The 20,434-nt window shown below is 29.7% G+C and carries 17 protein-coding genes; 2 read left to right on the plus strand and 15 right to left on the minus strand.

Features of this window, described 5'->3' with window-relative positions; translation table 11 throughout:
* Positions 1–6: 6 nt before the first annotated feature.
* The 4 genes from ACZJV1_RS16780 to ACZJV1_RS16795 all read right to left on the minus strand — a co-directional run bounded on the left by ACZJV1_RS16780 (position 7) and on the right by ACZJV1_RS16795 (position 4,164).
* The gene (locus ACZJV1_RS16780; RefSeq protein WP_411168996.1) at positions 7–594 is read right to left on the minus strand and encodes a hypothetical protein; all 588 of its coding nucleotides are present in this window, start codon (positions 592–594) and stop codon (positions 7–9) included.
* Between the two features lie 52 nt (positions 595–646).
* Positions 647–1,732 (minus strand): peptide chain release factor 1, encoded by a 1,086-nt coding sequence (gene prfA, locus ACZJV1_RS16785; protein ID WP_411168997.1) that lies wholly within the window; start codon positions 1,730–1,732, stop codon positions 647–649.
* Between the two features lie 63 nt (positions 1,733–1,795).
* Complete coding sequence (gene prmC / locus ACZJV1_RS16790; RefSeq protein ID WP_463650852.1) at positions 1,796–3,559, minus strand: peptide chain release factor N(5)-glutamine methyltransferase; 1,764 nt, start codon at positions 3,557–3,559, stop codon at positions 1,796–1,798.
* 17 nt (positions 3,560–3,576) lie between these two features.
* Complete coding sequence (locus tag ACZJV1_RS16795; RefSeq protein ID WP_411168999.1) at positions 3,577–4,164, minus strand: thymidine kinase; 588 nt, start codon at positions 4,162–4,164, stop codon at positions 3,577–3,579.
* A gap of 151 nt (positions 4,165–4,315) precedes the next feature.
* On the opposite strand from ACZJV1_RS16795, the gene rpmE reads away from it, so the two are divergent.
* Positions 4,316–4,522: a 50S ribosomal protein L31 gene (gene rpmE, locus ACZJV1_RS16800; RefSeq protein ID WP_008676589.1), complete on the plus strand. Its 207-nt coding sequence runs from the start codon at positions 4,316–4,318 to the stop codon at positions 4,520–4,522.
* 174 nt (positions 4,523–4,696) lie between these two features.
* Positions 4,697–5,797, plus strand: a complete 1,101-nt coding sequence (locus ACZJV1_RS16805; protein WP_463650853.1) for an MGDG synthase family glycosyltransferase — start codon at positions 4,697–4,699, stop codon at positions 5,795–5,797.
* A gap of 38 nt (positions 5,798–5,835) precedes the next feature.
* Here ACZJV1_RS16805 and rho read toward each other — a convergent pair whose 3' ends face one another.
* From rho to deoC, 11 genes are all read right to left on the minus strand, one after another.
* Positions 5,836–7,260, minus strand: coding sequence for a transcription termination factor Rho (gene rho, locus ACZJV1_RS16810; RefSeq protein WP_460286520.1), 1,425 nt, complete (start codon positions 7,258–7,260; stop codon positions 5,836–5,838).
* A 307-nt stretch (positions 7,261–7,567) separates the two neighbouring features.
* Complete coding sequence (locus ACZJV1_RS16815) at positions 7,568–11,101, minus strand: 5'-nucleotidase C-terminal domain-containing protein (protein ID WP_463650854.1); 3,534 nt, start codon at positions 11,099–11,101, stop codon at positions 7,568–7,570.
* A 233-nt stretch (positions 11,102–11,334) separates the two neighbouring features.
* Positions 11,335–11,982 (minus strand): fructose-6-phosphate aldolase, encoded by a 648-nt coding sequence (fsa, locus tag ACZJV1_RS16820; RefSeq protein WP_463650855.1) that lies wholly within the window; start codon positions 11,980–11,982, stop codon positions 11,335–11,337.
* 23 nt (positions 11,983–12,005) lie between these two features.
* On the minus strand, positions 12,006–12,953 hold the full coding sequence (locus ACZJV1_RS16825; RefSeq protein WP_411169004.1) for an ABC transporter permease: 948 nt from the start codon (positions 12,951–12,953) through the stop codon (positions 12,006–12,008).
* The gene (locus ACZJV1_RS16830; RefSeq protein WP_463650856.1) at positions 12,953–14,044 is read right to left on the minus strand and encodes an ABC transporter permease; all 1,092 of its coding nucleotides are present in this window, start codon (positions 14,042–14,044) and stop codon (positions 12,953–12,955) included. The genes ACZJV1_RS16825 and ACZJV1_RS16830 overlap by 1 nt, the downstream gene beginning before the upstream one ends.
* Positions 14,044–15,564, minus strand: coding sequence for an ABC transporter ATP-binding protein (locus ACZJV1_RS16835; protein WP_463652173.1), 1,521 nt, complete (start codon positions 15,562–15,564; stop codon positions 14,044–14,046). Before ACZJV1_RS16835 ends, ACZJV1_RS16830 begins: the two co-directional genes overlap by 1 nt.
* Before the next feature lie 76 nt (positions 15,565–15,640).
* The gene (locus ACZJV1_RS16840) at positions 15,641–16,729 is read right to left on the minus strand and encodes a BMP family lipoprotein (RefSeq protein ID WP_463650857.1); all 1,089 of its coding nucleotides are present in this window, start codon (positions 16,727–16,729) and stop codon (positions 15,641–15,643) included.
* A gap of 109 nt (positions 16,730–16,838) precedes the next feature.
* Positions 16,839–17,861: a LacI family DNA-binding transcriptional regulator gene (locus ACZJV1_RS16845; RefSeq protein WP_460289371.1), complete on the minus strand. Its 1,023-nt coding sequence runs from the start codon at positions 17,859–17,861 to the stop codon at positions 16,839–16,841.
* 96 nt (positions 17,862–17,957) lie between these two features.
* Positions 17,958–18,881, minus strand: coding sequence for a transketolase family protein (locus tag ACZJV1_RS16850; RefSeq protein WP_460289372.1), 924 nt, complete (start codon positions 18,879–18,881; stop codon positions 17,958–17,960).
* Between the two features lie 2 nt (positions 18,882–18,883).
* Positions 18,884–19,708, minus strand: coding sequence for a transketolase (locus ACZJV1_RS16855; protein ID WP_460289373.1), 825 nt, complete (start codon positions 19,706–19,708; stop codon positions 18,884–18,886).
* A 59-nt stretch (positions 19,709–19,767) separates the two neighbouring features.
* A complete protein-coding gene (gene deoC / locus ACZJV1_RS16860; RefSeq protein ID WP_463650858.1) occupies positions 19,768–20,433 on the minus strand; it encodes a deoxyribose-phosphate aldolase in 666 nt (221 codons plus the stop codon).
* Position 20,434 lies beyond the last annotated feature (1 nt).

A 20,434-nucleotide genomic window follows, 5' to 3' on the forward strand; every position in this document is an offset into this window, starting at 1 on the left:
TTCTTTTTATATTTCTATTTGCTCTCTAGCTATCTTTATATTTTCTATAGCTGAAGATGTGTAGGATGCCCTAACACAATTTTTATATATTTCATCTAATAAATTATACTTTTTAAGAGCACCTCTTTTTATAACTTGGAAATAGTATGTTTCTTCTGGATTTATTTTTTTAGCCTTTAAATATTCTTCTGCAGCTTCTGGATACCTTTTAATAAATCCTTTTGTTATTTTTTTTAAATATTTATTTCTAAACTTAACAGTAGTTATTAGTATTATATCCATATCTTCCTTAGTTCTATCTGTATGTACCACTGCCACTTTATCACATATAATTACTGACTCTTTAAAAAACAATCCACTTTTAAACTTAAGCTTATTGTTGTTACAAGTAAATTTTAGCCTATGATAATTTAGCTTTGTTATACAAGCTATTATTATTAAACATTCTATTATAGCTAAATATATCCATAAAAATATACCATTAATTTGTGATAAGAAAGCTACTAAAGGAAGTATTGTAAATAATATTAACATTAATATAAAGAATTGCTTTTTATGGTTCTTTTCTTTTTTTAATGCTTTGTTTATTTTCATTCTTCCCACCTACTTTAAAAGCCCTACATAATTAAATGCAAGGCTTTTTTTATTAAATAGCGTCAGTATTACCCATATTCTTCATTTTCTCAGCTTGATCAGCTGTAATTAATGCATTAATCACTTCTTCTATATCACCATTTAAATATGATTCTAACTTATAAAGTGTTAATCCGATTCTGTGATCAGTAACTCTTCCTTGAGGATAGTTGTAAGTTCTGATTCTTTCACTTCTATCTCCTGAGCCAACTTGACTTTTTCTATCTTCTGCTATACCAGCACTTCTTTCAGCTTCTGCAGCTTCATATAATCTAGATCTTAAAACCTTCATAGCTTTTTCTTTATTTTTTAATTGAGACTTTTCATCTTGACAAGCAACAACAACTCCTGTTGGTAAGTGTGTAATTCTTACCGCTGAATCTGTTGTATTAACGCATTGTCCTCCATTACCTGAAGATCTATAAACATCTATTCTTAAATCTTTTTCGCTTATTTCTATTTCAACATCATCAACTTCTGGTAAAACTGCTACTGTTGCTGTTGAGGTATGAATTCTACCACTTGATTCTGTATCAGGAACTCTTTGTACTCTGTGAACTCCACTTTCATACTTAAGTTTTGAATAAGCTCCATTACCTTTAATCATAAATACTACTTCTTTAAATCCACCTATATCAGTTTCATTTGCACTCATTAATTCTACTGACCATCTTTGAGTTTCTGCATATCTTGTGTACATTCTAAAAAGATTTGCTGCAAATAAAGCAGCTTCATCTCCACCTGCACCCCCTCTGATTTCTACAAAAACATTCTTGTCATCGTTAGGATCTTTAGGTAATAGAAGTATTTGTATATGCTTCTCTAACTCTTCTTCTCTAGCTGTTAGCATTGATATTTCTTCTGAAAGCATTTCTCTCATTTCTCTATCGCTTTCTTCTGATAACATCTCTTTATTTGCACTTAAATCTTCTACAACAGTTTTATATTCCTTATATGCATTAACTATAATTTCTAAATCAGCGTGTTCCTTACATAGCTTTCTCCATTCTGTTTGATTAGCCATAATTGAAGGATCTGATATCTTTACAGATAATTCATCATATTTATTTTCTATAAAAGCCAATTTATCTAATAACATAAATATCACTCCGTACTATATTTTTTAACATCTACCTATTATATCACAAAAGATAGAAATTTATCAATAAGTAAAGTAACCAAGTACAACTCTGTCTAATCCTGCCAAATCTTTAAATACTTTCAATCTATTAAAGCCTGATAAACTCATCAGTTTTGTGACTTCCTCACCTTGATCATGACCTATTTCAAATGCAAGTATTCCATTTTCATTTAAAACAAGTTTACTTTCTTCTATTATTCTTCTATAAAAGTCTAACCCATCTACCCCTCCATCTAAAGCTGTATGAGGCTCATACTCTTTAACATCATCCATTAAACTACTTATTTCTTCTTCTCTTATATATGGTGGATTTGATGCAATAATATCATATTTTTTTCCTTTAGCTATAGGCTCTTTTAATAAATCACTTTTGATAAATTTAACTCTATCTTCTAAACCCTGCTTAATAATATTTTCCTTGGTTACTTCTTCTGGAGTTTTATAATAATCTATTTCTTCAACCATTATATTTTTTCTGTAATGAGCAAGAGCTATTCCGATAGCACCACTTCCTGAACATAAATCGCAAACATCCAAAATTTTATCTTCAGGAATAAGCTTTAATAACTCTTCGACTAAAATTTCTGTATCTCCTCTTGGAATTAAAACTCCTTCTTTTACACTAAAATCTAAACCCATAAATTCAGTTTCACCTAAGATATACTTAATAGGCATTCTATTTTCCCTTTTTTCTATTAACTTAAAAAATTCTTTTTCGTCATTAATAGAAACCTTCTTGTCTCTATTTGTTATTATATACAATTTATCCTTTGCTAAAACATTTCCTAATAATAATTGTGTATCTAACATATAGTTTTCTATTTTTTTGCTCTTTAATCTCTTTGAGCCTATTTGAAGTAACTCACCTATGGTATTTTCTTTTGGCTTTATTCCCTCTGCACTCATAAGAGCTGCAATAGCAACTTCTATTTGATCATCATCAGGTTCTTTTGTTGTAAGTTCTTGAAGCTTTAAACCTGGATATGCTATTACTTTAGATAATTTATTATTATTTTTACCAAGCCATCTTATTAACTCGTACGTAATTCCAGATACCACAGGAATTAGTAATATTCTTAATGTTAATCTTTCTAAAAATCCTCCCCATCCTGTGAAGGTAAATATTATTATACTTACAAGCATAATTAAAAATAAAAAGTTAGTCCCACATCTAGGGTGAAATCTACTAAATTTTTTTACATTCTCTACAGTTAACTCTTCCCCAGCCTCATAGCAAAATATTGATTTATGCTCTGCTCCATGATATTGAAATACTCTATATATATCATCCATTTTGCTTATAGAGTACATATAAACTAATAATATAATTATTCTAATTATAGCTTCTATTAAATTTAGAGCTATAGGAGATAAGTTTAATAATTTAAACAAGGATGCAATTGCAGTAGGTAAAGCTACAAATAGTCCTATAGCAATGGCAAAAGATAAAATCATAGTTCCACCAATTATTAAGTCATTACTTTTTTCGCCAAACTTATTTTTAAGCCAAAGTTCAAATTTTGATTCACCTTCATCCTCGTCTTCAAAAAAAGATGCTGAATAATTTAATGTTTTTATTCCTGTAATTAATGAATCAACAAGTACGAATATGCCTCTAATAAAAGGAATATTTAAAAATTTATATTTTTTAGTTATAGGAATTATCTTTTTAAAATCTATTTCGATCTCTTTATTAGGTGTTCTAACAGCAGTAGCTTGGCCTTTACTCCCTCTCATCATAACACCTTCTATAACAGCTTGTCCTCCAACATCATACTTTTTCATTTTACCACTCTTCCTATTTATAAATTATTTTTGTATTTAAAATAGCAGTGTCCACATAAAGATTCATATTCTACATCATCTACATTATCTATAGCAATTTGTTCTCCTTCAAAAACAAATCTATTGTTAATTTTTCTTCCATTCAGCACAGCTTTTCTTCCACACTTACATATTGTTTTCATTTCTTCTATGCTATGAGCAAGTAATAGTAGTCTTGTACTTCCTTCAAAACCTTGCATTTTAAAATCAGTTCTTAAACCATAACAAATCACCGGTATATCTAATACAACTGCTAATTCAAATAGCTGGTCTATTTGATTTGATTTTAAAAATTGTACTTCATCTACTAATATACAATCTATATCTTTGTTGATATCTCTATATTCTTGAACCTTTTCCAATATATTGTCATCATTAAAAATAACTAAATCTACTTTTCTCTCAACACCTAATCTAGAAACTAAATTTTCTCCACCCTTTTTGTCAGTAGAAGGTTTCATTAGTATAGCTTTCATTCCTCTTTCCTCGTAATTGTGTGCTACCTGCATAAGATGTGTTGATTTTCCAGAATTCATAGCTCCATATCTAAAATATAATTTACTCATAATACGTCTCCTTTTCCTTAGATATATTACGATTATAGCATTTTATATTACAACTAATCAAAGATATTTTTATTATGTAACCAACTTGACTCAACTATGCTCCTATGATATACTCAAATGGTTATTTAAGTAGTCGAAAGAGGTGAAAAATATGAGAGAAGGCATACATCCAAAATACAACCACGAAGCTGTAGTTAAGTGTGCATGTGGAAATACTTTTACAACTGGTTCAGTTAAAGATGAACTTAAAGTAGAAATATGCTCTAAATGCCACCCATTCTTCACTGGTAAACAAAAAATCATTGATGTTGGCGGAAGAGTTGACAAATTCAATAAGAGATTTAATCTTAACAAATAGAAATTCTGGGAAAGACTTAGTCTTTCCCATTTTTCTTTTATTTCTTAAATTTTTCTTTTGTTTCTTAAATTTCTCTTAGAATTTTACTTTTCTATGCTTTATTTTAAAATTTGTATTATAATATAATGGTAATTATTTATTATGTTATTTTAGAAAAGTGAGTGTTATATGATCATGAAGAAAATTTTAATATTAACTACTTCTACAGGAGAAGGTCATAATCAAGCAGCAAGTTCTATATCTAGTTCCTTTGAAAAGTCTGGTTACGAAATAATACGTCATGACTTTTTAAAGAACAATAGTAAAATTCTAACTAGATTATTTATTACAGGATATGAAATATCAGCTTCATTATTTCCTAAAACTTATGGGGTTGGATACAAAATTACAGATACAAAGCTTACGAACAAACTATTATCTATAGTATTTTCTTTTACTAGAAAAAAGTTGTCAAAGCTTATTAACTCTACTAATCCTGATATTATCTTAGTTACTCATCCATTTGCTGTAAATATAATGGGCTCTCTTAAAAGAAAAGGCCTAGATAAACCAACTATAGTTATAGTAACGGATTTTAAAGCTCATTCAACTTATATTGATAAGAATATAGATGCGTATATAACAGCAAGTGAATATACAAGAAAAGAGTTATCTAATAGAGGAATAGATTCTAGAATAATTTTTCCATTTGGAATTCCTGTAAAAGATGAATTTTTAGAAAATAATTTTGACGTTAAAACTGCTAAAAATGATGATTACTTTAATATTTTATTAATGAGTGGTAGCATGGGACTAAAAAATATTTCTTACGTTTTAAAAGAATTGTTAAATAATTCAAATAAACTTAGGATAACGGTAGTTTGTGGTAGAAATGAAAATCTAAAAGAAACTTTACTAAATGAATATAAGTATTCAATTAAAGATAAAAAACTTCACATATTAGGTTTTTCTAAAGATATAGATTCTTTAATGGAATACTCTGATTTAATAATAAGTAAACCTGGTGGTTTGACAGTAAGTGAAGCTATAAATAAAAACTTACCTTTATTAATTCCATTTGCTATTCCTGGGCAAGAAACAGAAAACGTAGAATTTTTAACTTCTAACGGCTATGCCCTATATGTAGATAATCTACTTGAATTAAATTTAGAAATAGATAATTTAATTTCTAGCCCTAAAGAATTAGAACAAATGCGTTTTAAACTATCTAAATTATCTTCTTGTTATTCTAAACAAAGTATAGTAGATTTAGCTGATAAATTAATATTAAAGTAATAAATGCGTATAAGAGTAATTCCCTTATACGCATTTTATTATTTCTTTTCTATTTCACTTTTTGTAAATATACTTATAAACTCTTTATTACTTTTAGTTTTGGAAAGCATATTTATTAATTTTTCTGTTACATTTTCTACATTTCCATCTCTATACATAACTCTTCTTATAGAATATGCAACTTCTTTTTCTTCTTCTGATAGAATTAAGTCTTCTTTTCTAGTTCCTGACTTGTATATATCTATTGCTGGGAAGATTCTTCTTTCTTGAAGCTTTCTATCTAGATGCACTTCCATGTTTCCTGTTCCTTTAAACTCTTCGAATATCATATCATCCATTCTAGAACCTGTATCAACTAAAGCAGTTGCAAGTATAGTTAAACTTCCACCTTCTTCTATGTTTCTCGCTGCTCCAAAGAACTTTTTAGGCATTATTAATGCTCCTGGATCTAATCCACCTGATAAAGTTCTACCAGTTGGAGTAATAGTTAAATTATATGCTCTAGATAATCTTGTTAAACTATCCAATAATATAACTACATCTTTTCCTTGCTCAACCATTCTTTTAGCTCTTTCTAATACCATTTGAGAAACCTTAGCATGGTTTTGAGGCTCCTCATCAAAAGTTGAGTAAATAACATCTCCATTTATAGATCTCTTCATATCTGTTACTTCTTCTGGTCTTTCATCTATAAGTAAAACTATTAGCTTTACATCTGGATAATTTTTAGATATATTTTGAGCAACCTTCTTTAATAAAGTAGTCTTACCTGCCTTAGGCGGAGCAACTATTATTCCTCTTTGCCCTTTACCTATAGGACAAATTATATCCATAAGTCTTGATGATAAATCACCTTCATTATCAGTTTCTAAATGTAATCTCTCTTGTGGATAAATAGGTGTTAGAGTCTCAAAAGATTTTCTCCCAACAGCTCTTTCAGGATTTTCTCCATTTACTCTTTCAACATAAAGTAACGCCTTGAATTTTTCTCCTTCTTTTGCTTCTCTAACTTTTCCTTCTACCTCATCCCCAGTTCTAAGATTAAATCTTCTTATTTGAGAAGGCGATACATAAACATCATTTTCACCTGTTTGATAATTGCTACATCTTAAAAATCCAAAGCTATTATTTTCTAATATCTCTAATACTCCTTTTGCAGTATTAGATTCATTTATCATAACCTTTAATCTTTCTCTTTTCTCTTCTTTATTTTCTTCTTTATTTTCCTCTTTATTTTCCTTAGTAAAAGTATTATTTGTTGCGCTTATATCTTCTACTCTTACCTTAGGAGTTATCTTTTCTTGTAATATTACACCATTCTTTTCTATACTTTTTGGTGAATTCTCAATTATTGCATCTATTAATTCGCTTTTTTTAAGCTTGCTTATATTTTTTATGTTAAGCTCTTTGGCTATTTCTTTTAATTCTGCTAAAGTTTTTCTTTCATATGTTTCTTTAGTCAAAACTACACCTCCATATATTATTTTTATTTATAGCATAATTATAGTTAATAAAATTAACTATGATACAAATCAAAGTTTTAAATAGTTTATTAATTTCACTTGGGATATTTTCAGATATAAATTTAAAGATATGAATCTCATAGATTTTATATATGTACCTATATTATGAATTAATATAATTATTTTTTCAAGATAATTTTATTAATTGCTTTATTACTATTATTTCCTAATTTATCATTTTAATACTTACATGTTTAAAAAGAACTATCTTAGATTATAAGATAGTTCTTTAAACAATTATTTATTGCTAATTAGCTTTTTCTTCTGTCTTCTTTCTAAACATAACATATCCAACTCCAGATATTAATAAAGCAAATATTAATAAATTCATTGAATTTTGTCCTCCTGTAGTTGGTAAATTGTTTGGGTTATTGTTATCCCCCTTATTTCCATTATTATCTGTTTCTCCTGTACTTCCATTTTCTCCTGTATTTCCGCCTTCTTCAGGTTTTGTATTATCCTTTGTATCATCAACACCAGCTATTAAAAGTTCTTGTATATTGGTATTTACACCATTAGCTTTCCACTCTTTTATTATCTCATCTCTCATAACTAAGTTAGTATCTAACATGTTTCTTGCATTGCTAAAGTCATATCCATCTCCGCCACTTGCCATAAAGTCATTAGTTACTACCTTATAATATTTATTCATATCTAAAGGTGTACCATCTGCTAACCTAATAGATGTAACTCTTTCACCTGCTTTAGCATCTTTATCATACCAAACCTTTATTCCTGAGAATTGACCCCATCCCATATTACCTGGCATTATTCCGTGTTCTATAGCAGCTTTGATATCTGATCCTTTTAACTCCATTGTAAATAAAGTGTTATCAAATGGCATTATTGTATATAAATTTCCCATTGTTAAAACACCTGCTAATAATGGAGCTCTTATTCCGCCACCATTTGTTATAGCTATATCTGAATTAGTTATTTTTCTCATTGCTTCTGATATAACTGTTCCAAGTGGTGTTAATCCATTATAGCTATCATGCTCTAAATCAACACTTAAGTCTGTTATCTTTTCATCTAGTATAGGCTTTAATTCATTTCTATACTTATTAACTATATTTAAAACATTTTCATCTGGAACTATATTTGCACTTCTCTTATATAGTTCATCTAAATTAGAATTAACTGCTAGAAGTTTACCAGATTCATCAAAATCAAATGAAAGTGTTCCTAATCCTCTTCCATTATATCCAGCTTCAATTATATTTATATTATTAATCTTAGCTTTAGTGAATTGATGATCATGTGCTGCTATTATTCCATCTACATTAGTTACAGCCTTAGCTAAATCTATCGCTTCTCCAGTTACTTCTTTTGTTGCAGAGTCTTGTTTAGCTCCTAAATGTGAAAGCACAACCACTGCATTTACTTTATCTTGCTCTTTTAGTTGTTTTGCATATTTATTAACTACTTCTGCTGGAGCTAAGAAACTTAAATCCTTTACGTTTTCTAGTGTTGTTTTATAAACAGTTTCTGGTGTTGTTATTCCTATTATACCTATTTTTAAACCATCTGCTTCAATAATCTTATAAGGTTTTGCCCAATCTACAGCTTTTCCTGTTGCCTTATCAACGATATTAGCCGCTAAGAATTCAAATTCACCTTCTTTAGCCCATCTTTGTATATTTTCTCTTCCCCAGTCAAATTCATGATTACCAATTGCTGATCCTTTTAATTTTATTTCCTTTAAGAATTCAGTTACAGGTGCTCCATGAGTTAAATTAGATATAGCAGTTCCTTGATATAAATCTCCTGCTGATAATGGGATTGCTTCATAATTTGCTGAATCATTTAAAGATGTTCTATCTTTAATAGCAGTTGCTAACTTAGCAGCTCCTACATTTTTACCACTTTCTTCTACATTTCCATGAAAATCATTAAAGCTCATTATATCTACTCTCTTTGTATTTAGAGCCTTTAAAACATCATTCCAAGTTAAACTCTTTACATTTGGAGTTCTTCCATCTTCTGATTTAGGTATTTGTAATTTTCCTTCATTAACTAGTTTTACTACTTGTGCTCTTAAGGCCTCATCATAAGTAACCCCTGTTAACTTCCAGTTGTTATCTATATTTCTTTTTATAGTTCCACCATTAACTTTAACTATATAATCAGTTATTAAATCTCTCATATCTGAGATTTTATCATTATTTGTATCATATATTTTTTCATGCGTTCCTGGTTCAAATACAGGATTTGTAGTTGCATTAAGTATTGAATCATATCTATAGTTATTTACTGATAAATAAACTATATCATTATCTCCAACAGCTTTTCCATCTTTTTCAAACTTTACATTTTCAATTCTTTTTCCTGCTGGCTTAGAAATATTTATTTCATAACTAATACCATCAAACATATCATATTGATACAATCTTATATCAGGATTTAATGATACTGTTAAATCTCCAGTTTTAAATGTATTATATATGGATGATGTCCATTCCATAAATCTCTTAAGTTGCTTTCCATTTGTTTTTATTGTGTAAAGTTTATTATCATATTTATATATATTTGATACATCTGATTTCTTTATGTCTCCAGATAACATATTTGAACTTGCATCAAACAATGCAGCTGCAGATACTTGATATCCTGAATTAGGATCTATTCCCTTTGATTCTAAGTGTTTTTTGCTGTTATATAATTGAACTTCATTAACCAAATCTGTTATACCTTGATCTCTAACCAAAGATTCTGGAATATCAGCTATTTCATTTTTGTCTGCTAAACTTGGTCCTTCTAATTTACCAATAACGATACTAGCATCTGCCTTTGCCTTATTGTCATATTCTTTTAAAGCTTCTGATAAAGCTTTATCTTCAGCTACATCCTTATTTACAGATATAAATGATCCTACTTTATCTTTTATTTCATATCCATTATTTTCAGTTGCTTTTAAAGTAATTTCTACTTTGCCTAAACTTCCGGCATTATTGGTTGGTTGAATTAAAATTGCATTTCCAGCTGTTTTTTTAACATCGGTTTCATGACTATGTCCCATAACAATTACATCAACATCTGGATTTGCTTCGGCAAGTTCCTTTGCTGAATCTCCCTTGCCGTATTCACCATTGAAACCCATATGTGCTGTAACTACATATACATCAGCACCACCAGCTTTTTTTATTTCATTGATAACCTTCGCAACTTCTTCAGTTGGATTAGTAGGTGTATAACCAACTAAATTTGGCCCATCCCACTTGTCAATATGTGGAGTAGCAACACCAATTGTTGCAACTTTTATTCCATTAGGTAATTCTTTGATTGTATATGCATCAAAAACTCTATTTCCATCCTTGTATAAATTGGCACATAAAACCTTTACATCATCTTTGATTTGATTCGTTATTTTAAATAACTTGTCCATACCAAAATTAAATTCATGATTTCCTAAATTAAATGAATCATATCCTATATCTTTCATTGCTAGCATCATAGGATTTTTTTCATCATTCAAAAATAAATGATTATAATTTCCTTGAATGTTATCTCCATTATCAACAAGTATAGTATTCGGATTTTTCTCTCTTTGTTGGTCTACTAATGTTGATATTTGAGTTAATCCTCCATATGATGTTGTTGCTCTTGCATAATCATACGGAACAAATTTTCCATGTAAATCTGTAGTTGCAAGAATTTGAACTGTTTTAGCGTTTAATTCTTCAGCAGCTGCTTTTACTAAATTCATTGGCAAATTACCCATTATAAAAGTAAAAGCTACTGCAGAAGCTAAGAATTTTTTTAGATTTCTCTTAATTCTCATTTTACCCCTCCTAATTTTTTATTTATGTTATTATTAATAATAACCATAAAAATAGACATCTAAAGTACTTAGATATAAATTATATTATCTCTAGTTAATACTTCAGATGTCGTTAATAAAAGTAGTTTTAAAATTTATTATTTTAATCATATTAATGCTTTTACTTCATTAATATGATTAAAAAATAAATTAACAGTTAATGACCATACCATATAATAAAATTATATATTTCTCTATTTCTTATTACTATTTTCCCAATCACTTAAGAATTTTTCTATCCCTATGTCAGTTAATGGATTTTTAGTCATTTGAACTAAAACATTGTATGGTATTGTAGCTATATGAGCTCCAGCTAAAGCAGCCTCTATACTGTGTATAGGATTTCTAACGCTTGCGGCTATAATTTCAGTCTCTATATTATGTGTTTTAAAAACTGATGCAATTTCTTTTACAAGTTCAATACCTTTACTTCCTATATCATCTACTCTTCCAATAAAAGGACTTACATAACTAGCTCCGGCTCTAGAAGCCAATAAAGCTTGTGCAGTAGAGAATATTAATGTAACATTAGTTTTTATTCCCTTAGAAGATAATATTTTAACTGCCTTTAGCCCATCTATGGTCATAGGTACCTTTATAACAATATTTGGATGAATTTTAGATAGCTCAAGTGCTTCATCTACCATTTCATCATATTTAAGACTAATTACTTCTGCGCTTATAGGTCCGTCAACTATAGTAGTTATTTCTTTTATAACTTCCTTAAAATCTCTTCCTTCTTTTGCTATTAAAGAAGGATTTGTGGTAACACCACAAATCACCCCCATATCATTTGCAGATATAATTTCATCTACATTTGCTGTATCTATAAATATTTTCATAGCTTAAACCTCCATATTCTTTCTTATCTCTTACCAGCATCAAATGGTTCACCAGAAGCCTTTGGAGCTTGTGATGATTTAGAGAATAGTACTAACGCTATTAAAGTAACAACGTATGGGAAAATCTTTAATAATACACCTGGTATAGATGCTAATGATGGTATAACTTGAGATACGTTTGCTATAGTTGAAGCAAATCCGAAGAATAAAGTTGCTCCTAGTATCCCCATAGGTTTCCATTGTCCAAATATTAATGCTGCTAAAGCTAGGAATCCAAGACCAGCAACATTTCCGTTAAACTCACCAGAATATGTTACTAATATTATAGCTCCACCTAAAGCTGATAATCCTCCAGATATCATGACACCTATATATCTCATTTTGAATACGCTTATACCAGCTGCCGCTGCCGCTTGCGGATGTTCCCCACAAGCTCTTAATCTTAATCCAAAACTTGTTTTATATAATAAGAATACACTTAGTATTAAAATTGCTATTACAAGCCATGTTGTTGCATAAGTTTTAGTAAAGAAAAGTGGTCCTATTACAGGTATATTTGATAATACTGGTATATCTTTTGGAATAAATCCATTTGTTACTCTTATATTACCACTACCTGTCATATTTCTTGCTAAGAATACTGTTAATGCTCCAGCTATCATATTTATTGCTGTACCACTAATTACTTGATTAGCATTTAAGTTTATACTTGCAAATGCATGTAATAAGGAAAATAAAACTCCTGCTAAAGTTGCAACTAAAAGACCTATCCATAAAGCCCCTGCAACTCCGTTTGCTTGTAGTTTTGATACTGTTAATGCTCCAGCAAATGAACCTATTATCATAAGCCCATCTAATCCTATATTTATAACTCCACTTCTTTCACAGTAAAGTGCTCCTAACGCTGTTATTAAAAGAGGCACTGTAAAAGAAATTGCATATGGAAAAATTTGTTGTATTATGCTCCACATTATTTTTCCACCACCCTTTCAGCAGAACTATTTTTACCTTTTGAATCGTCATCTTTTTTTGATTTTTTAAATCTTTTTATTACTTTATCCATTATCATACTTGTTGCTGCAAAGTAAATTATTGTTGCCATTATAGTGTCTGCAAGTTCTGGTGGTACCTTTACCGCAGCATTCATAAATCCTTTTCCAACATATAGTACTCCAAAGAATAACGCTGAGAAGAAAACTCCAATAGGGTTACTTGCTCCAAGTAATGCAACTGCTATTCCATCAAAACCTTGAGTTGGCATAACTCCTATTTGCATTATATTTGCGTTACCTGTATATTGTATAGCACCTGCAAGACCTGATAATGCTCCAGCTATCATCATAGAAATAATTATATTTCTATTAACAGGCATACCAGCATATTCTGCTCCAAATCTATTAAATCCAACAGCTTTTAATTCATATCCTAAAACTGTTTTATTTAATATAAACCAAACAACAAAAACTGCTATTATTGCTAAGAAAATCCCTAAATTTATATATGATCCACTAAATATACTTGATAACCAAGAAGCTCTTAAAGTAGCTGTTTCTGGTAACATTCTTGATTCAGTTTCTAAGAATTCTCCCTTAAAATATTTTGGAATGTTATAGTAAACTATCCAATAAGCTATCCAGTTCATCATTATTGATGATACGACTTCGTGAACGTTGAATTTAGCCTTTAATAATCCTGGAACTGTAGCCCATACTGCTCCTCCTATAATTCCTACTAATACAACTATAGGAACAAGTAAAGCTTTAGGTAAATCCAGTGTTAAACCTACAGCTATTGAACAAAATCCTCCAAATAGCATTTGTCCAGGCGCCCCTATATTAAATAATCCTGTTTTAAATGCAAAGGCAACTGAAAGTCCTGTAAGCACTAATGGAGTTGCAGTAGCTATAGTGTTACCTATTCTTTCTAAATTCATTAATCCGCCTTTAAATAAATACTCGTACCCTTCAACAGGATTAAATCCCATGATTACCATTAATATGGCACCTGCAATAAGACCTAAGATTACAGCCATTACAGATTTTAAACCTTGATTTTTTTCCATTAGCTTTCACCTCTCTTTATTCCTGCCATCATTAATCCAACTTCGTTTTCGTCTGTTTCAGAGGCATTTACTACTCCTATTAGTTCACCATTGTTAACAATAGCAATTCTATCTGAAACATTTAGTACTTCATCTAATTCTAGTGATACTAAAAGTACAGCTTTCCCACTATCTCTTTGCTCAACAAGCCTTTTGTGTATGTATTCTATTGATCCTACATCTAACCCTCTTGTTGGTTGAACAGCTATTAATAAATCTGGATTTGATTGAACTTCACGTCCAATAATTCCTTTTTGCTGATTCCCACCTGATAAAGATCTAGCCATAGATTTTCCACCTTCACCTGATCTTACATCAAAGGTTTCTATAATGTTATTTGCATATTCTGTTATTTTACTTCTATTTATAAGTCCATTTTTAGAAAACGGTTCATTTTTATAAACTTTAAGAACCATGTTATCTTCCATAGTATAATCAAGAATTAGTCCTCTTTTATGTCTATCTTCTGGAATATGTGCTATTCCATCATCAATTCTATCTCTTATTGAAGTTTTAGTAATATCCTTTCCGTTAAAGAATATTGCTCCACTTTCTATTTCTCTCATTCCCGTTATAGCTTCAACTATCTCAGTCTGTCCATTTCCTTCTACACCAGCTATACCAACTATTTCTCCTTTTCTTACTTCTAAAGAAAAGTCCTTTAATCCTAATACTTTTTTATTATTTTTAACTGATAAATTTTCAACTCTTAATACCTCTTCCCCTGGGGTTGAAGGTTTTTTATCTACTTTAAAGGATACTTGTCTACCTACCATCATTTTTGCCATATCAGCTTCAGTAGTAGTTTTTACATCAACTGTTCCTATACATTTACCTCTTCTTATAACAGTACATCTATCTGCAGCGGCTTTTATTTCTTTTAGCTTATGTGTAATTAATATTATTGATTTACCTTCTTTTATAAGGTTTTTCATTATTTCAATTAAGTCTTCTATTTCTTGAGGAGTTAAAACTGCCGTTGGCTCGTCGAAAATAAGCACATCAGCGTTTCTGTATAACATTTTTAAGATTTCAACACGTTGTTGCATACCGACAGATATATCTTCTATCTTTGCATATGGGTCAACATTTAAGCCATAAGTTTTTGATAAATCGTCTATTCTTTTAGCTGCACTTTTTACATCAACTGTTAAGAATTTTTTTGGTTCAAGACCTAATATAATATTTTCTGTTACAGTAAAGTTTTCAACTAGTTTAAAATGCTGATGAACCATACCTATTCCTAAATCATTTGCTACATTCGGACTAGAAATTTTCACTTCTTTTCCATTTACTTTTATTATTCCAGCCTCTGGTTGATACATTCCAAATAACATTCCCATTAATGTAGATTTACCAGCACCGTTTTCTCCTAAAAGAGCATGAATTTCTCCCTTTTTTAGCTGTAAAGTTACATTATCATTTGCTACAATCCCTGGAAACTCTTTTCGAATGTTAAGCATTTCTACTACATATTCCATATAATTCACCGCTTTCTCCTTATTAATACTTAATTTAGGAAATTTAAAGGCTTAGCCTTTAAATTTCCTTATAAAACTACTTAATTAAATCTCCTTGCTTATCTGATACAGTAATCTTTCCGTCTTTAATTTGTTTAAGTACTTCATCAACTTTATCTGAAGTTTCTTTACTTAAATTAGGATTTTCTTTTGGAAGTCCTATACCATCATTTTTAGCATCAAATATTAAAGTTTTTCCACCTGGGAAGTTTCCATCTAATTCAGCTTTAATCATATCATAAGCAGCTGTATCTATCATTTTCATAGCTGAAGTTAATATTACAGATTTATTGTCTTTATAAATACCATCTGCATATTGGTCACTGTCAACACCTATTATCCATGCTTCTTTTCCAGCGTTAGCTCTAGCTTTAGCTTCATTTATAGCTCCAACTCCAACTCCACCAGCTGCTGTAAATATTGCTTTAACTCCATTATCAAACATAGTTGCAGCTAATTGTTGACCTGCAGCAACATTATCAAATGATCCTTGATATACTACATTTTCTTTCTTTATATTCATTTTTGTTCCAAAATTTTCATTAGCATATTTAACACCTTGTTGGAATCCCCAGTTAAACTTTTGAGGTGCTGGTATTTCCATACCACCTATAAATCCTAGTTCTCCTTCTTTTAATTGAAGTGCTGTTGCAACACCTGCTAAGAATCCAGTTTCTTGCTCAGCAAAGAATATAGCAACTGTATTATCAGCTACAACTGGTTTAAAGTCTCCACTATGTGGATTACCATCTAGTATTACAAATTTAGCATCTTTATATTTATCTTGTGCTTTAAATACAGCTGTTTCAAATTTAAATCCAGGAGTAACTATAAATTTATATCCTGTGTCATAAAGATTTCCTATTTCTTTAATATAATCAGCTTCTGTTGTTCCAGTTGGTTTTAAATAATTAGTTTCAACCTTTAAATCTGTTTGTGCCTTCTTTATACCTTCCCAAGTACCTTGGTTAAATGACTTGTCATCAATAGTACCTGCATCAGTAACCATACCTACTTTTAAGTCTTTTCTAGTTTCCTTTGATGCTTCTCCACCTTTGTTACCACAACCTACTAAACCAGTAACCATAAGTGCTGAAAGTGTTAGTGCTATTAGCTTTTTTTTCATAATAATCCCTCCATAAAATAATATATAGCAATCTTTGATCTACAAAGAAATGCATCGTTTTAAATTATAATACTTGCGATTGATACCGCTTACAAATAAAGTTAAAGTTTTATTTACTTACTTTTTCTTCAGATCCATTTAAAATTAATTTAGGTGGTATTTTTATACGAGTTATTTTATTTTTTTCTTCTGATTCAAATATCTCTAAAAGTAGTTTAATAGCTGACCTTCCTAGTTCTATAGGTGAATCCTCTACATAAGTTAAATTAATTCCAACTATATCTATGAATTCAATTTTATTAAAACCAACTAAAGCCATATCTTTAGGAATTTTTTTATTTTTTTCAAATAAAGCTTTAATTGCACCTAAAGTCATCATATTACTACATGCAATTAATGCTGTAGGTGGATCTTCCATTTCTAAAAACTCTTTAGTTATTTCATAAGCTTTATCTAGATTAAATTTTCCTTCTTTTATATATTTAGTTATTATGGGTAAATTATTTTCCTTTAATGCTTTTTTATATCCATTTAATCTATTTATTGCCGAACTTGAGCTTATTATTCCTGTTATTATACCTATTTTTTTATGACCTTTTTTTATTAATAAGTCAGTTGCATCAAATCCACCCTTAATATCATCAACAAAGACTCCATTTAAATTTATATAATTTAAATCTGCAGAAACTAGTATAATAGGCATACTTGTACTCTTTATAATATCTATAAATATATCTTCGAACTTAGTGTCTCCAAAACCTGGAGTCATTATTACACCTTTTAATCTATGTTTCTTAACTTCATCCAATGCCTTTAATTCGCTTTTTATATCGTTATTAGTATTGAACAGTATTATATTTAAACCAACTTCTTCTGCAATTTTACTTATACCCTTTATTATTTCTCCAAAATAAGGATTTGTTATATCAGGAACTATTATTCCTATAGTGCTAGTCTCCCTTCTTGAAAGGCTTCTAGCTATAGCGCTTGGAACATAATTCATTTCTTCTATAACTTTTAAAACCTTTTCCTTAGTTTCATCTTTTACATATGATGAATTATTTAAGACCCTAGATATAGTTGCAGAAGAAACACCTGCTTTTTTTGCTATATCATCTATAGTTACTGCCATTTCAATTCTCCTTATACATTTAATGAGATTAGCAAAATTTCCCTTATATCCATATTATATATCTATTTCATTCACTTATACTAGCCCTAAATTTTATTATATATAACTTTTGATAATTTTTTCTATATTCTCAGATGTAAGTCCATGCTTTTCTAATAATTCATTAGGTGTACCTGATTCACCAAACAAATCATTTATTCCAAGCTTAATAACCTTTGTTGGCTCAAATTCTGCTGTAACGCTAGCTACTGATTCTCCAAGTCCTCCTATTATTGAATGTTCTTCACATGTAAGTATAAACTTAGTTTCTTTGGCAGCCTTTATTATGATTTCCTTATCTATAGGTTTTATAGTTGGCATATGAATTAATCTTACATTAACTCCTCTTTCTTTTAAGTTAGAAACTGCTTTTTTCGCCATAGCTGTCATTATACCGGTAGAGATTATAGTACAATCATTACCTTCTTCTATAGAAATCCCCTTGCCATATTGAAAACTGTAATCATCATCAAATATATCTTCACTATTAAGTCTCCCTAATCTTATATATATAGGTCCCTTATAGTTAGCTGCAAACTTAACTGCTTCTATAGTTTCTTTTTCATCTGCTGGAACTAATATCGTCATATTAGGTAATGATCTCATAAGTGCTATGTCTTCTATAGATTGATGAGAACCACCATCTTCACCAACCGTTATTCCAGCATGAGTTGCTGCTATTTTTACATTAGCCTTAGGATAGCATACTGAGTTTCTTATTACTTCAAAAGCCCTACCAGATGCAAAAACTGCAAATGTACTGGCAAAGGGAATTTTTCCATATCTAGCTAATCCAGCACTCATCCCTATAAGATTTTGCTCCGCAATTCCTGCATTTATAAATCTTTCAGGATAAGCTTTTGCAAAGTCACATGTTTTTGTAGATTTAGAAAGATCTGCATCTAAAACTACTATATCTTCATTTTCTTTTCCTAACTGAAGAAGTGCTTTTCCATATGCCTCACGTGTAGCTATTCCCATATTTATTCCTCCCTTATTTCATTTTCTATTTCATATAATGCTTTTTCTTTTTGATCACTATTAGGAGCTGTTCCATGCCATTCAACTTTATTTTCCATAAAAGAAACTCCCTTACCTTTTATGGTATTAGCTATAATAACGGTTGGCTTACCTTTTGACTCTCTAGCTTTTTCTAACGCATTTTCTATTTCGTCAAATTTATGTCCATCTACTATTTCTACATTCCATCCAAATCCCTTAAACTTTTCATCTAAAGGCTGAACCTTCATTACATCATCATTTTTCCCATCTATTTGCAGTTTGTTATTATCTATAAATGCTACTAAGTTGTCTAACTTATAATGCGCTGCACTCATAAATGCTTCCCAAACTATTCCCTCTTGTAGTTCTCCATCACCTAAGATAGCATAAACTCTATTTCTATCTTCATTTATTTTTGAAGCTATAGCTAAACCTACTGCATTAGATATTCCTTGTCCCAATGATCCAGTAGAAATATCTACAGCTTTTATCTTTTTACTATCTGGATGACCTTGTAAAATGGATCCAATCTTTCTTAAGTTTTTCACTTCATTTTTATCAATTAAACCCTTTTCAATCAAGGTTGAGTATAAAGCAGGAGCTGCATGCCCCTTGCTTAATACAAAATAATCTCTTTCTTTACTATCTAAATTATTTTTATCTATATTCATTTCTTTAAAATATAGATATGTTAGTATTTCTACAGCTGATAATGATCCACCAGGATGTCCTGATTTTGACTCAGCTATCATTTCTATTATATTTTTTCTTATATTTATAGAATGTTCTTTTAAATCATTATACATAAGAATGCCTCCTACAAATTATTTAGATGATTAGGAATCCTATATTAAAATTTTTGATATTAATAACCTTTAACTTCTTCGTTATTCATTATCTTTATTATAGAACTTGTTCCAAGCCTTGAAGCACCCTTGTCTATAAATTCTTCTGCTTTCTCAATACTCTTTACTCCACCAGCAGCTTTAATTTTTACATCTTTACCAACATTTTTTCTAAATAACTCAATATCTTCTATTGTTGCTCCACCTGTGCTAAAACCAGTAGATGTTTTTATAAAATCTGCACCAGCCTTAGTTACACAATTACATAACTCAATTTTCTCATCTTCTGTTAAAAGGCAAGTTTCTATTATAACCTTTAATATCTTATCTCCACATGCTTCCTTTATCTTTTTTATCTCATCAGTTATAAAATCATAATTTTTATCTTTAACCATACCTAAATTTATTACCATATCAATTTCGTCTGCACCTTTTTCTATTGCATCCTTAGTTTCAAAAATTTTCACTTCAGTTGTATTATAACCATTAGGAAATCCTATAACTGTGCATATTTTCAAATCATCATTTACATATTCTTTAACTCTTTTTATAAATGATGGTGGAATACAAACTGATGCTACTCCATATTTAATTCCATCATCACATATATCTTTTATTTCACCCCATGTTGATGTTTGTAAAAGTAATGTATGATCAACTGTCTTTAAGATTTCTTTTATATCCATT

Source organism: Clostridium sp. LS3, from assembly GCF_055330225.1.

Coding starts and splice junctions, on each gene's coding strand:
- ACZJV1_RS16780 (WP_411168996.1), bottom strand. CDS start 594: ATGAAAATAAACAAAGCATTAAAAAAAGAAAAGAACCATAAAAAGCAA.
- prfA (WP_411168997.1), bottom strand. CDS start 1,732: ATGTTATTAGATAAATTGGCTTTTATAGAAAATAAATATGATGAATTA.
- prmC (WP_463650852.1), bottom strand. CDS start 3,559: ATGAAAAAGTATGATGTTGGAGGACAAGCTGTTATAGAAGGTGTTATG.
- ACZJV1_RS16795 (WP_411168999.1), bottom strand. CDS start 4,164: ATGAGTAAATTATATTTTAGATATGGAGCTATGAATTCTGGAAAATCA.
- rpmE (WP_008676589.1), top strand. CDS start 4,316: ATGAGAGAAGGCATACATCCAAAATACAACCACGAAGCTGTAGTTAAG.
- ACZJV1_RS16805 (WP_463650853.1), top strand. CDS start 4,697: ATGAAGAAAATTTTAATATTAACTACTTCTACAGGAGAAGGTCATAAT.
- ACZJV1_RS16815 (WP_463650854.1), bottom strand. CDS start 11,101: ATGAGAATTAAGAGAAATCTAAAAAAATTCTTAGCTTCTGCAGTAGCT.
- fsa (WP_463650855.1), bottom strand. CDS start 11,982: ATGAAAATATTTATAGATACAGCAAATGTAGATGAAATTATATCTGCA.
- ACZJV1_RS16825 (WP_411169004.1), bottom strand. CDS start 12,953: ATGTGGAGCATAATACAACAAATTTTTCCATATGCAATTTCTTTTACA.
- ACZJV1_RS16830 (WP_463650856.1), bottom strand. CDS start 14,044: ATGGAAAAAAATCAAGGTTTAAAATCTGTAATGGCTGTAATCTTAGGT.
- ACZJV1_RS16835 (WP_463652173.1), bottom strand. CDS start 15,564: ATGGAATATGTAGTAGAAATGCTTAACATTCGAAAAGAGTTTCCAGGG.
- ACZJV1_RS16840 (WP_463650857.1), bottom strand. CDS start 16,729: ATGAAAAAAAAGCTAATAGCACTAACACTTTCAGCACTTATGGTTACT.
- ACZJV1_RS16845 (WP_460289371.1), bottom strand. CDS start 17,861: ATGGCAGTAACTATAGATGATATAGCAAAAAAAGCAGGTGTTTCTTCT.
- ACZJV1_RS16850 (WP_460289372.1), bottom strand. CDS start 18,881: ATGGGAATAGCTACACGTGAGGCATATGGAAAAGCACTTCTTCAGTTA.
- ACZJV1_RS16855 (WP_460289373.1), bottom strand. CDS start 19,708: ATGTATAATGATTTAAAAGAACATTCTATAAATATAAGAAAAAATATA.
- deoC (WP_463650858.1), bottom strand. CDS start 20,433: ATGGATATAAAAGAAATCTTAAAGACAGTTGATCATACATTACTTTTA.